At 63.8% G+C, this 13935-nt stretch carries 15 protein-coding genes; 11 read left to right on the top strand and 4 right to left on the bottom strand.

The features are described 5' to 3' along the window. The first annotated feature begins 64 nt into the window (after positions 1-64). A complete protein-coding gene (locus tag NKH59_RS29260; protein ID WP_353023859.1) occupies positions 65-697 on the top strand; it encodes a TetR/AcrR family transcriptional regulator in 633 nt (210 codons plus the stop codon). 132 nt (positions 698-829) lie between these two features. Here the strand turns inward: NKH59_RS29260 and xylA are convergent, their stop codons facing one another. After that, the gene (gene xylA, locus NKH59_RS29255; protein WP_353023839.1) at positions 830-2155 is read right to left on the bottom strand and encodes a xylose isomerase; all 1326 of its coding nucleotides are present in this window, start codon (positions 2153-2155) and stop codon (positions 830-832) included. A gap of 110 nt (positions 2156-2265) precedes the next feature. Between xylA and NKH59_RS29250 the strand changes: the two genes are divergently transcribed. Beyond that, a complete protein-coding gene (locus tag NKH59_RS29250) occupies positions 2266-2628 on the top strand; it encodes a nuclear transport factor 2 family protein (RefSeq protein ID WP_352767383.1) in 363 nt (120 codons plus the stop codon). A 38-nt stretch (positions 2629-2666) separates the two neighbouring features. On the opposite strand, the gene xylB is transcribed toward NKH59_RS29250, so the two are convergent. The 3 genes from xylB to NKH59_RS29235 all read right to left on the bottom strand — a co-directional run bounded on the left by xylB (position 2667) and on the right by NKH59_RS29235 (position 6272). Beyond that, positions 2667-4121, bottom strand: a complete 1455-nt coding sequence (gene xylB, locus NKH59_RS29245) for a xylulokinase (protein WP_353023857.1) — start codon at positions 4119-4121, stop codon at positions 2667-2669. 192 nt (positions 4122-4313) lie between these two features. Continuing rightward, positions 4314-5639 (bottom strand): tetratricopeptide repeat protein, encoded by a 1326-nt coding sequence (locus tag NKH59_RS29240; RefSeq protein ID WP_353023837.1) that lies wholly within the window; start codon positions 5637-5639, stop codon positions 4314-4316. A 9-nt stretch (positions 5640-5648) separates the two neighbouring features. After that, on the bottom strand, positions 5649-6272 hold the full coding sequence (locus NKH59_RS29235) for a LysE family translocator (RefSeq protein ID WP_353023835.1): 624 nt from the start codon (positions 6270-6272) through the stop codon (positions 5649-5651). Positions 6273-6460: 188 nt separating this feature from the next. On the opposite strand from NKH59_RS29235, the gene NKH59_RS29230 reads away from it, so the two are divergent. The 9 genes from NKH59_RS29230 (at position 6461) to NKH59_RS29190 (ending at position 13854) form a co-directional block, all read left to right on the top strand. Continuing rightward, positions 6461-7225 (top strand): L,D-transpeptidase, encoded by a 765-nt coding sequence (locus tag NKH59_RS29230; protein ID WP_353023833.1) that lies wholly within the window; start codon positions 6461-6463, stop codon positions 7223-7225. Between the two features lie 95 nt (positions 7226-7320). Then, positions 7321-8487, top strand: coding sequence for a diphosphate--fructose-6-phosphate 1-phosphotransferase (locus NKH59_RS29225; protein WP_352451606.1), 1167 nt, complete (start codon positions 7321-7323; stop codon positions 8485-8487). Between the two features lie 15 nt (positions 8488-8502). Next, entirely contained in the window at positions 8503-9228 is a 726-nt protein-coding gene (locus tag NKH59_RS29220; protein WP_353023831.1) for an MBL fold metallo-hydrolase, read from the top strand. 367 nt (positions 9229-9595) lie between these two features. Next, positions 9596-11134 (top strand): DegQ family serine endoprotease, encoded by a 1539-nt coding sequence (locus tag NKH59_RS29215; RefSeq protein WP_352767371.1) that lies wholly within the window; start codon positions 9596-9598, stop codon positions 11132-11134. Between the two features lie 133 nt (positions 11135-11267). Continuing rightward, the gene (locus NKH59_RS29210; protein WP_352540018.1) at positions 11268-11879 is read left to right on the top strand and encodes a molybdopterin-dependent oxidoreductase; all 612 of its coding nucleotides are present in this window, start codon (positions 11268-11270) and stop codon (positions 11877-11879) included. Continuing rightward, on the top strand, positions 11876-12622 hold the full coding sequence (locus NKH59_RS29205; RefSeq protein WP_352472528.1) for an FAD-binding oxidoreductase: 747 nt from the start codon (positions 11876-11878) through the stop codon (positions 12620-12622). The genes NKH59_RS29210 and NKH59_RS29205 overlap by 4 nt, the downstream gene beginning before the upstream one ends. A gap of 443 nt (positions 12623-13065) precedes the next feature. Next, on the top strand, positions 13066-13269 hold the full coding sequence (locus tag NKH59_RS29200; protein WP_352472527.1) for a DUF680 domain-containing protein: 204 nt from the start codon (positions 13066-13068) through the stop codon (positions 13267-13269). 71 nt (positions 13270-13340) lie between these two features. Continuing rightward, a complete protein-coding gene (locus NKH59_RS29195; protein ID WP_352743858.1) occupies positions 13341-13547 on the top strand; it encodes a DUF680 domain-containing protein in 207 nt (68 codons plus the stop codon). A 67-nt stretch (positions 13548-13614) separates the two neighbouring features. After that, positions 13615-13854, top strand: coding sequence for a DUF680 domain-containing protein (locus NKH59_RS29190; protein WP_352454766.1), 240 nt, complete (start codon positions 13615-13617; stop codon positions 13852-13854). Positions 13855-13935 lie beyond the last annotated feature (81 nt).

Below are 13935 nucleotides of genomic sequence, written 5' to 3'. Positions count from 1 at the left end.
CTTGTGTGGCATTCAAAATACGACTAATCATTCGCATTCACTAATCGCATTGGCGCGGCTCTCAATGAGCGATCACCGAAGTCCGCGGATTTCCTCGCGAAAACAGCCCAAGCAGGCCCGCTCGGCGGAGCTCGTCGCTGCGATTTTGCAGGCTGCTGTTCAGGTTTTGGCGAAAGAAGGCGCGCAGCGCTTCACCACGGCGCGGGTGGCCGAGAAGGCCGGCGTCAGTGTCGGATCGCTGTATCAGTATTTTCCGAACAAGGCGGCGATCCTGTTCCGGCTCCAGAGCGACGAATGGCGGCAGACGACCAGTTTGCTGCGCGATATCCTCGAGGATATCAGGAAACCGCCGCTTGACCGGCTGCGCGACCTGGTCCACGCCTTCCTCCGCTCGGAGTGTGAGGAGGCTGCGGTGCGTGTGGCGCTCGACGACGCCGCCCCGCTTTACCGCGACGCGCCCGAGGCGCAGGCGGCGAGGGCGTCCGGAGACCGCACCATCCAGCTCTTCATGCAGGAGGCGTTGCCGAGCGCCGCGCAAGCGACTCGCGAATTGGCCGGCGACCTGGTCATGACGACGCTCAGCACGGTGGGGAAGCAGTTCTCGGAGACGCCTCGAACCCCCAAGGAGATTGAAGTCTACGCCAACGCCATGGCCGACATGTTTTGCGCCTACCTGAGAGGCCTCGATCACGGCTAAGGCGCGCCAGACCCGGTCAGCGAACAGGCCACGCGAGTTTCACACGGGGCAAAACCTTCGTCGGTTCAGCCCCGCGGAAAGCCGCCTTTATCCGCAGCCGTTCGAACAATGCGGCCGCGAACCGGGTACGCCTCAGACGTACCGGTTGACGATGTTCTCAAGTAGCTCTTGGCGGCCGGATCTGGGCTGCGGCTCGATCTTCTCTTTGACGACGCGCTCGGCGATTTCCTCGAGCGTACGCTTGCCGGCAAGCATCGCCTTGGCCTCGGCCGAATCCCAGCCGGCATAGCGCTCGGCGAGCGGGGCGGACAGCGCCTTGTCCTCGACCATGCGCGCTGCCGCCTTGAGGCCGCGAGCGCAGCAGTCCATGCCGCCGATATGGCCGATCAGCAGATCCTGCGGATCGAGCGACTGGCGCCTGAGCTTGGCGTCGAAATTGGTGCCGCCGGTCTTGAAGCCGCCGGCCTGCAGCACCTGGTAGTAGGCCAGAGCCATCTCCGGCACATTGTTGGGGAACTGATCGGTGTCCCAGCCCGACTGGTAGTCGTTGCGGTTCATGTCGATCGAACCGAAAATGCCGAGCGCATTGGCCAGCGCCAGTTCATGCTCGAACGAATGGCCGGCCAGGATGGCGTGGCCCTGCTCGATGTTGAGCTTGACCTCGTTCTCCAGTCCGAAACGCTTGAGGAAGCCATAGACGGTGGCGACGTCGTAATCATACTGGTGCTTGGTCGGCTCCTGCGGCTTCGGCTCGATCAGGATGGTGCCTTCGAAGCCGATCCTGTGCTTGTAATCGACGACCAGGTTGAGGAAACGGCCGGCCTGTTCCTGCTCGCGGGCAAGGTCGGTGTTGAGCAGCGTCTCACAGCCCTCGCGGCCGCCCCACAGCACGTAGTTCTCGCCGTTCAGCCGCTTGGTGACGTCAATGCAGTGTTTCACCGTCGCCGCCGAATAGGCAAAGACGTCCGGATCGGGATTGGTGGCGGCGCCCGACATGAAGCGGCGGTTGGAGAACAGGTTGGCCGTGCCCCACAGCAGCTTGACGCCGGTCTGCTTCATCTTTCCCGAGAAATAATCGGCGATCTCGTCGAGCCGCGCCGCACTTTCGGAAAAGTCCCGGCCCTCCGGCCGCACGTCGGCATCGTGGAAGCAGAAATAAGGCGCACCCAGCAGCGAAAACATCTCGAAGGCGACGTCGGCCTTGAGCTTGGCCAGCTCCATGGTGTCGGCACCGCCGGTCTTCGGAAACCATGGCCGGTCGAACGTCTGACCGCCGAACGGATCGCCGCCCGGCCAGGCGAAGGAATGCCAATAGGCGACGGCAAAGCGCAGATGGTCTTCCAGCCGCTTGCCGGCGACGATCTCGTTGGGATTGTAGAACCGGTAGGCCAGCGGATTGGTCGAATCCGGTCCCTCGTATTTGATCTGTTGGATGTCGCCGAAAAAACCGCTGCTCATGTTCTTTTCCTCTCGCATGGTTCGGCCTGATTACCTCAGGCGTAATTGGTTTCGCGCTGGCGCTGGTCGAAAAGGCTCATGTCAAAGCCACCCAACGAAGGAGACAGACCATGACCGACCTCAACACCATTGCCGAAAACTACATCGCCGCCTGGAACGAGAGTGACGCCGCACGCAGGAAAGCCTTGCTCGAGGCAACCTTCACCGAGGACGTCGGCTATCGCGATCCGATCATGCAGGGCGACGGCCATGACGGCATCGCCGCGCTGATCGAAGGCGTTCAGCAGCGCTTTGCCGGCTTCAGGTTCTCGCTGAAAGGCAAGCCGGACGGCTTCGCCGATACCATCCGCTTCTCCTGGAACCTCGGGCCGGAAGGCGTCGGCTCCATCATCGAAGGCACCGATATCGGCGTCATCGAAAATGGCCGGCTGAAAAGCGTCACCGGCTTTCTCGACAAGGTGCCGGCACAGTGAGGCCTTCTCGGCAGGCCACGGCGTGGGCGGGAAACCGTTCACGCCGTGGCGCCTCTGACCGCCGGATAAAGCTGGCGATAGCGCTGATAGGCTTGCGCATAGGCGTCACCGAGGGCGGCGACCGGCTCGACCGTGGCGTCGGTCGACGGCGCCGTGCAGACGGCGCGCGGATCGGCGCCTGTCGCCGCGATCAGGCCAAGCCGGGCCGCTCCGAAGGCGGCGCCGAAATCGCCGTCGGCTGGGATATCGACCGGCAGGCCAAGCGCTGTGGCGATGGCCTTCAGCCAGTAGCGCGAACGCGAGCCGCCGCCGATCGCCGTCACCCGGGTCAGCGTCGTACCGGCTTTGGCCAGGGCTTCGAGGCTGTCGCGGAAAGCGAAGGCGACGCCTTCGAGCACGGCCTGGGTCAGCGCCGCGCGGCCGGACTCGTGGGCAAGCCCGGTAAAGGCGCCCCGAATGACGGAATCATTGTGAGGCGTCCGCTCGCCTGACAGGTACGGCAGGAAGGAGACACCGCTCGGCGCCTGCAGCGCATCGCCGAGTTCGGCGGTCAACTCGCCGGCGCTTTTTCCAGCGATCCCCGACAGCCAGTTGAGCGAATCGGTTGCCGACAGGATGACGCCCATCTGGTGCCAGGTGCCGGGCAGTGCGTGGCAGAATGTGTGCACCGCGCTTTCCGGATTGGGCAGATACGACGCGTTGGCGGCAAAAAGCACGCCCGACGTGCCGAGCGAGACGAACGCCTGCCCGGCGCCGACCGTGCCCATGCCGCAGGCCGAGGCCGCGTTGTCGCCGGCCCCGCCGGCGATCGGGATGCCCGCCTGCATGCCCCATCTGGCGGCCAGTTCGGCGCGCAAGGCACCGGCCTTGGCCGTGCCTTCGACCAATGACGGCATCTGGCTTTCGTCGAGCGACGTGACAGCGAGCAGTTCGGAGGACCAGGCGCGTTTGCCGACATCGAGCCACGACGTGCCAGCCGAATCCGACATTTCCGAAATATGCTCGCCGGCGAGCCAGAGCCGCAAAAAGTCCTTCGGCAGCAGGACCTTTGCCACCTTGGCGAAAACAGCCGGTTCGTTGTTTTTCACCCAGGCCAGCTTCGGCGCGGTGAAACCGGGAAAGACGATGTTGCCGGTCAGCTTGCGAAAGCGCGGGTCGGCATCGAGCGCGGCCGCCTCGGCGTGGCTGCGTGTGTCGTTCCATAGAATGCAGGGGCGCAGCACCTGGTCGGCGGCATCGAGCAGAGTGGCGCCATGCATATGGCCGGAAAGGCCGATGCCTTTGACCGCCGCGAGTTCCTTCGCATGCATTGACCGCAGCTCGCCGACCGCCGCTTCGCAGGCGCGGATCCAGTCGGCCGGGTTCTGCTCGGACCAGCCGGGATGCGGGCGCGACACGTCGAGCGGCGCATGGCCGGAACCGACGATGCTCTGCCTTGCATCGATCAGCAGCGCCTTGACGCCCGACGTGCCGAGATCGAGGCCGAGATACATGTTTCCTCCCATGTCCCGTCATGCCTGGCGGCGACGGTCTTTCTTGCTTCGCTGCCCAGTCCTGTGACACGGGCGGCGAAGATATCCCGGCAATCGTGCCGCCGGAAACGCACCCCGGTCAACACGCGAAGATTTTTTCGACGCTCGAAAAAATCTGGTCGGGGCAGTTTTTAAGGCAAGATGTGGCCGTGGTCAATTCGCCGCGAGAGCGGTTGCACGCCGTGAAAACAGTGCCGACAACGGGCTGTCCGGCCGTGCCAGCGCGCGTTCCGCCGCAAGCGCCCTCGCCATCGCGCCATCACCGGAACGCAATGCCGCTTCGATCAGTGTCAGGTCGATGACGTCGCGTTGTGCGTGGCTGCCGCCGAAGCGATGGGCGATTGCCCGGATCGGCCGGATCAGGCGTATCGTCCCGGCATAATTGCCCTCGCCGAATGCCTTGATGGCGAGCGTCAGGGGATGGCCGACATCCCCGGTGAAACCGGCGTTGTCGTCCTTGCCGCGCATCGCCTCGCGCTGCGCCTCGAGCAAGTTGCGGGCCGGCGCTTCGAGGCCGGCACCGACAAACGCCATCATCGCGTGGGCGTCGTTGAAGGCATAGTGGCCGGCGCTGGCCATGGGCAACCAGTTGGCGGCGAGCGTCGCCCAGCGCTCGCCGACATCGACGCCACCGAGATGCAGCCGCCACAGGATCGCCGAGGCATCGACCATGTTGAGCGCCAGCGTCGAGCGCTCGCCATAGATCGGCCCGTCATAGAGCGCCAGCACCTCGTCGATTTCGCCGAGATCGTAGTGGAACAGCGCCAGGTGCCACCAATTGTGCACCTGCAGGAAACTTTCCCGCGTCCACGCTTCGGGATTGGCGCGCATCCACAGAATGCCGTCCTTTTGCCGGCTCTGCATCTCCATGACATGGGCCACCGCATGCTGGGCCCAGCCGTCGCGCGGCTCGATATCGACCGCCGTGCGGCCAAGTTTTTCGGCGCGCGCGTAATCGCCCATTTCCTCCAGGCCAAAGGCCTGCATGCCGAGTATGGCGTGATAGCCCGGCATGTCGCTCTGCCAGGACGGCAGCGCGCGACCGATGCGGTCGCGCAGCATGCGCGCATTGCCGGTGAAGAAGTCGATCTGGTGGCCGGTCTGCAGCGCCAGCGCATCGAGCGGAAACTCGATGGCGATATCCTCCAGCACGCGGGCGGCCTCGTGCCAGCGTCCCTCCGCAAGGTGGCCAAGGGCGGCGACATGCGCCTGCTCGCGTGTTGTCGCGGCAAGCGGCAGCGCCGCCTCGTGACATGCCTTGGCCACCGCCGTCGCCTCACGCTCTGTGGCAAGGCCAAAGAGATAACCCTTGAACACCTGCGCCATGACGAAGCCGGGATCTTCGGCGATTGCCCGGTCAACGGAACCGACCGGATCGCCGATGAAGCACTGCAATTCGCGAACAGCCCGGCTGTAGGACGAGAGCCCGGCCTCCGTCGCGCCAGACAGTGTCAGGCCGAATGCATCGCTCACCGCCATGGTCCGTCCTCAGTTGCCCGAGCGCATCGCCACTGTCGCGATGCCGGCGCCGACCAGCAGCGTGCCGCCGGTGCGGTTGAAGATGCGGATCGCCTTTGGGTTGTGCACCACGTTGCGCGCCCTTGCCGCGATCAGCGCATAACCGAAGGCATTGGCGAAGGCGAGCGCCAGGAAGGTCGTCTCGAAGATCAGCATCTGTGTCCAGAAATCCGCATACCGGTCGAGGAACTGCGGCAGGAAGGCGACAAAAAAGGTGATGCTTTTCGGATTGAGCGCGGTAACCAGCCAGGCGTGCGCCGTCATTTTCGCCGATGACACCGCTTCGGTGCGCGGCTCGGCCCGGAGCGCACCGCCGGCGCGAAACAGCTTGATGCCGAGATAGATCAGATAGCCGGCGCCGATCACCTTCAGCACGGTGAATACGGTGGCGGACGCCGCCAGCAGCGCGCCGATGCCCAGCATCGACAATGTCATCGCGGTGAAGTCGCCGAGCGCCACGCCGACTGCCATCGGCAGCGCGGTGCGCCAGCCCTGGCCGAGCGCATAGGACACCACCAGCAGGATGGTTGGACCTGGAATGACCAGAAGGACTGCCGAGGCAGCGGCAAAAGCGGCCCAGTTTTCGAAGGACATTTTCTTCTCCTTGAGCTCAAAGAAGAGGATAAATCCTTGGCCTCGCGCAGATGTAAAGAGGCAAAATCGAAAAAGCCCCCTCGTTAACGCCAGGCGGCCGGCCTTCACGCTTTTTCAACCATGATTGGCGAAAATGCCTGCTATACGGCCGGAGCGTGTTTCCCGCCGACAGCGTAGGGTTTGGGTAAATGCGTGAGTTGCCGCACGGTCTGTCGCTGCCGCATAATGGCGACGCAATCGAAACCGAAACACAGCTTTCCCGTCGCACGGTGCTGTCCGGCGCCGGTGCGCTGGCGCTGCTCGGCGTCGCCGGCTGCAGCCAGACGCTGGATCTGCCGTCGCTCCAGCTCGACGACGTCACCACCGGCTCGATCCGGCCCATCCGTCCGAGTATCAGCGTCGACAAGAACATTACCAGCCCCGACGTGATGTACGCTTCGCTCACCGACGGTGGCTTCAATGTGCCGGAAGTGCCCTACCTCAAGGTCAAGCCGGAGTTCCGCCGCCAGATCGTCGTCGATCCGACCGGCGAGCAACCCGGCACCATCGTCGTTCACTCGCAGGAACGGCTGCTCTATCTGGTGCAGCCCGGCGGCGAGGCGATCCGTTACGGCGTCGGCATCGGCAAGGACGGATTCCGCTGGTCCGGCCGCGCCAACATCCAGTACGGCAAGGAATGGCCGGTCTGGACCCCGCCGCCCGAGATGATCGCCCGCAGGCCGGAACTGGTGAAATGGCAAAGCGGACAGCCGGGCGGCCTCGACAATCCGCTCGGCGCGCGTGCCCTCTACATCTATCAGAACGGCAGCGACACCGGCTATCGCATCCACGGCTCGCCCGAATGGTGGAGCATCGGCCAGGCGATGTCGTCGGGCTGCGTGCGCCTGATCAACCAGGACATCATCGACCTCTACAGCCGCGTCTCCAAGAAAAACCCGGTCGTCGTCGTCTGAACGGCGGCTTCGCCTTCAGCGATCACTCTGCCGTTGCGCGATGCCGCAAGACAGGCGAATGTGCCTGCGATTTCATCGCCCGGGAGACGTGAACAATGGCCGGAACTTTTGTCATCGCGCAAGGCGGCGGCCCGACCGCCGTCATCAACCAGACCGTGGTGGGTGCTGCGCTCGAAATCCGCAAGCGGCATCCCGGCGCCAAGGTGCTGGGATCCATCCACGGCGTGCGCGGCATTCGTGACGGCAATTACGTCGATCTTTCCGCCATCCCCGAGGATCGCCTGCGGCTGATCGCGGCGACACCAAGCGCCGCTCTTGGTTCGACGCGCGACAAGCCGGATGCCGCCTATTGCGACCTCATCCTCAACGGCTTGAAGAAAGCCGGTGCCGACGCCTTCATCTATATCGGCGGCAACGACACCTCGGGCACGCAGCAGATCCTCACCGACGCTGCCGGCGGCAAGATCGCCTTCGTGCATGCGCCGAAAACCATCGACAACGATCTCGAGGAGAACGACCACACGCCCGGCTTCATGTCGGCGGCCGAGTTCGTCGCGGGAGCATTCCTTTCGGTCGATCTCGATTTCCGCGCTCTGCCGGGCATCTATGTCGGCATTGTCATGGGGCGGCATGCCGGTTTCCTGACGGCCGCGTCCGCGGCCTGGCAGCTCGATCAGGATAGTGGCCCGCATCTCGTCTACGTGCCGGAGCGGCCGTTCTCGGCGGCCGGTTTCATCGACGACGTGCGCGCCACGCTCGACCGCCACAAGCGCTGCATCGTTGCCGTCTCCGAAGGCGTCAGCACCGCCGACGGCAAGGCGCTGGTCGAAAGCCTGGTGCCGCCGGAAAGGCTGGAGCGCGACCAACACGGCAACGTCAAGCTGTCGGGCAGCGACCTGCCGGCAGCCTTGGAGCGCGCGCTCGCCGAAGGATTGCCGGGCAAGCGGGCGCGCGTCGATGCGCTCGGCTATATGCCGCGCGGCTATGTCGGCGCCATCAGCGCGGTGGACGCGCAGGAGGCCTTCGATGCCGGTGCCTTCGCGGTCACGGTGGCCGACGAGGGCGGCGGTTCGGTGGCGCTGCAATATGACGGCAAGAAAACCGTGCTGAAGAAGGTGCCGCTGAAGAACGTCGCCGGCAAGACGCGCCATATGCCGGATGATTTCATGCTGCCCGACGTCAACCGGCTGTCCGACGCGGGGATGGCCTATCTGAAGCGGCTGGTCCCGCAAAAGTACAAGGTCGGCAAGCCGTTCGTCTGATGCGGCGTTGATCTGATGGACAGCTGGTTCCGCAAAACCATCGTCGACGCCAAGACGACGATGCTGACCGAGCCCTTCGTGCATGATTTCGTGCGTGCCAACATCTGGCATTTGCGCGGCCGCGATGTCGACCTGCTGGTCGACACCGGCATGGGTATCTGCCCGCTGGCGCCGCAGATCGACACGCCGTCCGGCAAGCCGCTGCTCGCCGTCGCCACGCATATCCATCTCGATCATGTCGGCTCGCTGCACGAGTTTCCGTTGCGGGCAGGGCCGCGCCACAGCGCCGCGCAGTTCGACAGCATGGATGAAGCGGTGACCTACGCCTACATGTTCCATGATCTGGAAGGCGCTGTTTCCAAGCTGCCGGCGCCGGGCTGGAGAGCCGCCGATTACAGGATTCCGCCGGCGCCTCTGGCCCGGACCCTGGACGAGGGCGACAGGATCGATCTCGGCGATCGGCAGTTCCGCGTCCTGCATCTGCCCGGCCACTCTCCTGATTCGATCGCGCTGTTCGACGAGGCAGACGGCCTGTTCTTCGCCGGCGACGCCATCTACGACGCCATGCTGATCGACGACCTGCCGGATTCGGATCGTGCCGTCTACCGCCGCACGATGCAGCGCCTGCTCGACCTGCCGATCCGGATCGGCCATGGCGGTCATGGACCGAGCTTCGACGGCAGGCGGATGCGCGAGATCGCCACCACCTATCTCAGCCGGACCGACGGGACAGGCGAATAGGAGGCCTCGGCTGAGGCGGCGCAAATCTGAAGCGATTTGTCTTGCGCAGCTATTTTGTTCTTGCTTTGTGCCGGCAGCTATGCTAGTAATTTGGGTATGGTGCTGATTCGCCCCAACGACCCGCCTCCCGAGGCGGGTTTTGTATTTTCGGGTCTCGGCGCCAACGCCGCGAGGCGGTTGCCAGCTGGAAATTAAATCTTCGTAATATTATCTGGAAACCATAATCGGCGCCCTAGATGCGGGGCTGTCGATCCGGTCGGCTGCCGTGACAGGCGAGACAGGCAAGGCCGACGACCGACGCGCCGATGAATTGTTCCGGTGACGGAACGTCGCGGCGCAAGACCAATCTCTCGCCCGGACAACGGCCATGTCACCAATCCAGACCCTTCGCAGACATCGCGTCGCCGCTCTGCTGGGCGCCGCGCTGATCGTCAGCCCCTTCGCCCTGTCCTTCGCTCCCAGGCTGAATGATGTCCTGGCGGCAACAGTGACCCCACCTGTCACCGGCATGACGGCGCCCCGCGGCTCGTTCGCTCCGGTCGTGGCGGCCGACAAACCGGCAGTGGTGACCATCACGACGGTCATGAAAGTACAACAGCCGGACACGATGAGCGACGCCTCTCCCTTCGGCGGAAACTCGCCTTTCGACGATTATTTCCGCCGCTTCTTCGGTGACCAGGGACTGCCCGCCCCCAAGACACCGCCGGAACAGGCGCCCCGCACCGAGGCTCTCGGCTCAGGCTTCATTGTCGGCGCCGACGGCATGATCGTCACCAACAATCACGTCGTCGACGGCGCCCAGTCGGTCAAGGTGATGCTCGACGACGGCACCGAGCTTCCCGCCAAATTGATCGGCCATGACACGAAGAACGACCTTGCCGTGCTCAAGGTCAACGCCGGCAAGCCCTTGCCGACCGTCAAATGGGGCGATTCGGACAAGCTCATGCCGGGCGACCAGGTGCTCGCCTTCGGCAATCCTTTCGGCCTTGGCACCACGGTCACCGCCGGCATTGTCTCGGCGCGCGGCCGCGATCTGCACAGCGGCCCGTTTGACGACTTCATCCAGATCGACGCACCGATCAACCGGGGCAATTCCGGCGGCCCGCTGACGGATGTGTACGGCGATGTCGTCGGCATCAACACCGCGATCTTTTCGCCGAATGGCGGCAGCGTCGGCGTCGGCTTCGCCATCCCCTCGGACCAGGCGCAAAAGGTCGTCGCCAAGCTGATGAAGGGCGGCTCCATCCAGTACGGCTATCTCGGCGTCCAGATTCAGCCGGTGACGCCTGATGTGGCGAGCGCCATCGGCCTCGATCACCCTACCGGCGTGCTGGTCGCGCAGGTCAGCGACGGATCGCCGGCCGCCAAGGCCGGCATCGAGACCGGCGATGTCATTACCAGCTTCGCCGGCCAGGACATAAAGGATCCGAGGGATCTGTCGCGCGCCGTCGCTGACGTTGCGCCTGGCACGAGGGAAGCCCTCAATGTCTGGCGCAATGGGAAAAGCCTGCAGATCTCCGTCGAGATCGGGCGCAACGAAGACGACACGGCGACGGGATCGGTGACCGGCGATTCAGGTCAGCCGTCGACGGGGCAGGGCCTTCGCGCACCGGCGCTCGGTCTCGGCCTGATGGACGTCACTCCTGATGTGCGCCAGGCAATGAACCTGCCAGAAAACCAGCACGGCGCACTGGTCGAGCGCGTCGACCCGAACAAGGCGGCGTCGGCTTCCGGCATCCAGCCCGGCGACATCATCGTCGGCGTCGACCAGACTCCGGTGAGGAGCGCCAGGCAGGCAAATCAGGCGATTGTGCAGGCTGCCAAATCCGGCAAGAAATCGGTGCTGCTGCTTGTCGAGCGCGGCGACGCCCAGATGTTCGTCGCCGTCCCCTTCGCCAGCGGCTGAAGCGGGCGCCGCGCTGCCAAGATCGATGTAGAGCATTGCCGCTGGGCCGGAGCCAAGATTTCGGTTGCCCGCGCTCGCGTCTTCGAGAAAACTGACAAAGGTCGATTGGACCTTGCGCAAACGGATATTCTCGATGGTTACCCGAGGTTTCTCTTCCGGACGAAAGCCGCCGAAGGATACGGATGCACGTATCCCGCCGGGGCAATATCTCGAGCAAGGTTTCCCGGTCCTGTCGGCCGGCCCGACGCCGCATGTCCGCACCGAGGATTGGTCGTTCACGCTTAAGCACGGGCCGCGGCCGATCAAGAAGTGGAACTGGGCCGAGTTCAACGCGCTGCCCTTGACCAAGATGACGCGCGACATCCATTGCGTCACTGCATGGACCAAGTTCGACACGGCGTGGCAGGGCGTGCTCGTCGACGACATCCTTGCCGACGCTGGCATCGAGCCGCCCACCGCCTTCACGCTGGCGCTGGGTTTCGACGGCTATTCCACCAACGTGCCGACGAAGGATATCACCGGCGGCAAGGCGATGGTGGCACTGCTTTACCAGGGCAAGCCGATCACTCCCGACCATGGCGGCCCGGCCCGGCTGCTCGTTCCGCATCTCTATTTCTGGAAATCGGCCAAATGGCTGAACGGGCTGCAGTTCACAGAGCGTGACGAGCCGGGTTTCTGGGAGTTGCGAGGCTATCATATCTATGGCGATCCGTGGCGCGAGCAGCGCTACACGAACGATCCATGAGCGACGGCCCGGCGGCGCAGTCGCCCTGGCAGACGGTCACCATCACCCGCATCCAAAAGCGCACGCCGCGCGTCACCAGCTTCTTCCTGCAGCCGTCGCGGCCCTTCGTCTATCGTGCCGGACAGCATGTCGATGTCAGGCTGACGGCGCCGGACGGCTATCAGGCGCGCCGCTCCTACTCCATCGCCTCGGCGCCGGAGACCGGCGAGACCATCGAGCTGGCGATTGAAAAACTCGAGGACGGCGAGGTCTCGCCGTTCTTTCACGAGATAGCGGCGGTGGGCGACGAGGTCGAATTGCGCGGGCCGCTCGGCGGCCATTTCGTCTGGTCCGACGGCGATGGCGGCCCGCTCCTGCTCGTCGGCGGCGGGTCGGGCGTGGTGCCGCTGATGTCGATGCTCCGCCACCGGGCGATGCGGGGATCGCTGGTCGCCGCCGCCCTGGTGTTTTCGGCGCGGGTCTGGGACGAGGTGATCTTTCGCGATGAGCTGATCGACCTCGCCGAGCGCCGGGATGGCTTCGACCTGGTGCTGACGCTGACGCGCGAGCCGGCCCGCCGTCCGGCGGATTATGCGCGGCGGGTCGACGCCGCGATGATGGTGCAAGCCATGACCAGGCTGCCGGCGCCGCCGAAGCTCGCCTTTGTCTGCGGCTCGAACGCATTCGTGACGGCCGCCGCCGAGGCACTGATCGATGCCGGGGTGCCTGCGGCACTAATCCGCACCGAACGTTACGGGGTCTGACCCGGTTCTGCTTGCCCGGTTGCTGCCTTCGTTGGGCGGCATAAGGCAGGCCAAAAGCAGCCGCAACGCCGACGCCGCATTCGGCCGAAATGGTTAACGATTCGACAAAGAACCTCGGCTGCGACTTTTATCGGTTTAAAAAATCGAACCGAACGGTTCGTTTCTGTTGACAATGCGTGCAGGACGCTGTGAACGCTGCCTCCCAAGTCATCTTGCAGCCAGACCGAGGCGATAGACTATCTGCTTGACATTAAACGATAAAAATGTGGCGAAGGGAATCTCTGGCACAATTTCAAGGTGTAGATTCTTGGTCCACACCAAAAAACTTCGTGATTGGAAACTGGCCATTGGCTTTCCCACATCGGGGCTGTCCGAACGACGCGAATTCCCCCCAAGGCACGCCGCTAGACGGACGGAAAACTAAGATACTGGAGTACTAAAAAATGAAAAAGATCGCTCTTGCCGCCGTCGCCGTTTTGGCCATCACCGGCAGCGCCTTCGCTGGCAGCGACAACTTTGGTTCCAAGGGTGCGAACCAGCCTGCCGCTGCGGTCGACAGCTCGTATACGGCTTCCATTCAGAAGCCGGCTCATGCTGACCAGCAGGCTGTCCAGGGCGCCGACCGTAACCTCTTCGGCAACAACTAACAGCCGATCCCAGCATCAGGGCGGCGGGCATATCCGCCGTCCGGGGATCTGAAAAATTCAGGAGTATTAAGATGAAAAAGATCGTTCTTGCTGCCGCCGCCGTTTTGGCCATCACCGGCAGCGCCTTCGCCGGCAGCGACAACTTTGGTTCCAACGGAGCCAACCCGCCTGCTGTCTCGGTCGACAGCTCCTACACGGCTTCCGTCAAGACGTCGGACCAGGCTGAAAAGCAGCCGGTTGTCCAGGGCGCCGACCGTAACCTCTTCGGCAACAATTAACAGCCGATCCCAGCATCAGGGCGGCGGCATGCCCGCCGTTTGATTTCGAAAATCCAGGAGACCCAAAATGAAAAAGATTGTTCTTACTGCCGCCGCGCTCTTGATTGCCGCCGGCAGCGCTTATGCCCGCAACGACAATGTTGGCGGGACCGACATCAACAAGCAGTCGACCGTCAACGTCGACAAGACGCAGACGTATTCGGTGCGGGACAGCAACTCGCCGATCTACAAGCTGCTGAATTCGTCTGGCGATGTGCCCAAGTCCGCGCCTCAGGGCGCCGACCGCAACCTCTTCGGCAACAACTAGAGCGGTTCCTGATTTGACGGAATCGAAGGGGATTCCGGATCAGTCGGTTTTGTGATTCAAGATGCTGGCTGGAGTGGAGGC

It is taken from the genome of Mesorhizobium sp. M0998, from assembly GCF_040318885.1.
In the GTDB taxonomy this organism is placed as follows: Bacteria; Pseudomonadota; Alphaproteobacteria; order Rhizobiales; family Rhizobiaceae; genus Mesorhizobium.
Note: the sequence above shows the minus strand (reverse complement) of the source record. Positions and strands in the feature narration are given on the sequence as shown.

Bases quoted from the DNA above. Each gene is read 5' to 3' on its own strand.
- NKH59_RS29190 (WP_352454766.1), top strand. From the start codon at position 13,615: ATGAAAAAGATTGTTCTTACTGCCGCCGCGCTCTTGATTGCCGCCGGC.
- xylA (WP_353023839.1), bottom strand. From the start codon at position 2,155: ATGAGCAGCGGTTTTTTCGGCGACATCCAACAGATCAAATACGAGGGA.
- NKH59_RS29230 (WP_353023833.1), top strand. From the start codon at position 6,461: ATGCGTGAGTTGCCGCACGGTCTGTCGCTGCCGCATAATGGCGACGCA.
- NKH59_RS29215 (WP_352767371.1), top strand. From the start codon at position 9,596: ATGTCACCAATCCAGACCCTTCGCAGACATCGCGTCGCCGCTCTGCTG.
- NKH59_RS29260 (WP_353023859.1), top strand. From the start codon at position 65: ATGAGCGATCACCGAAGTCCGCGGATTTCCTCGCGAAAACAGCCCAAG.
- NKH59_RS29195 (WP_352743858.1), top strand. From the start codon at position 13,341: ATGAAAAAGATCGTTCTTGCTGCCGCCGCCGTTTTGGCCATCACCGGC.
- xylB (WP_353023857.1), bottom strand. From the start codon at position 4,121: ATGTATCTCGGCCTCGATCTCGGCACGTCGGGCGTCAAGGCGCTGCTG.
- NKH59_RS29225 (WP_352451606.1), top strand. From the start codon at position 7,321: ATGGCCGGAACTTTTGTCATCGCGCAAGGCGGCGGCCCGACCGCCGTC.
- NKH59_RS29205 (WP_352472528.1), top strand. From the start codon at position 11,876: ATGAGCGACGGCCCGGCGGCGCAGTCGCCCTGGCAGACGGTCACCATC.
- NKH59_RS29200 (WP_352472527.1), top strand. From the start codon at position 13,066: ATGAAAAAGATCGCTCTTGCCGCCGTCGCCGTTTTGGCCATCACCGGC.
- NKH59_RS29250 (WP_352767383.1), top strand. From the start codon at position 2,266: ATGACCGACCTCAACACCATTGCCGAAAACTACATCGCCGCCTGGAAC.
- NKH59_RS29210 (WP_352540018.1), top strand. From the start codon at position 11,268: ATGGTTACCCGAGGTTTCTCTTCCGGACGAAAGCCGCCGAAGGATACG.
- NKH59_RS29220 (WP_353023831.1), top strand. From the start codon at position 8,503: ATGGACAGCTGGTTCCGCAAAACCATCGTCGACGCCAAGACGACGATG.
- NKH59_RS29235 (WP_353023835.1), bottom strand. From the start codon at position 6,272: ATGTCCTTCGAAAACTGGGCCGCTTTTGCCGCTGCCTCGGCAGTCCTT.
- NKH59_RS29240 (WP_353023837.1), bottom strand. From the start codon at position 5,639: ATGGCGGTGAGCGATGCATTCGGCCTGACACTGTCTGGCGCGACGGAG.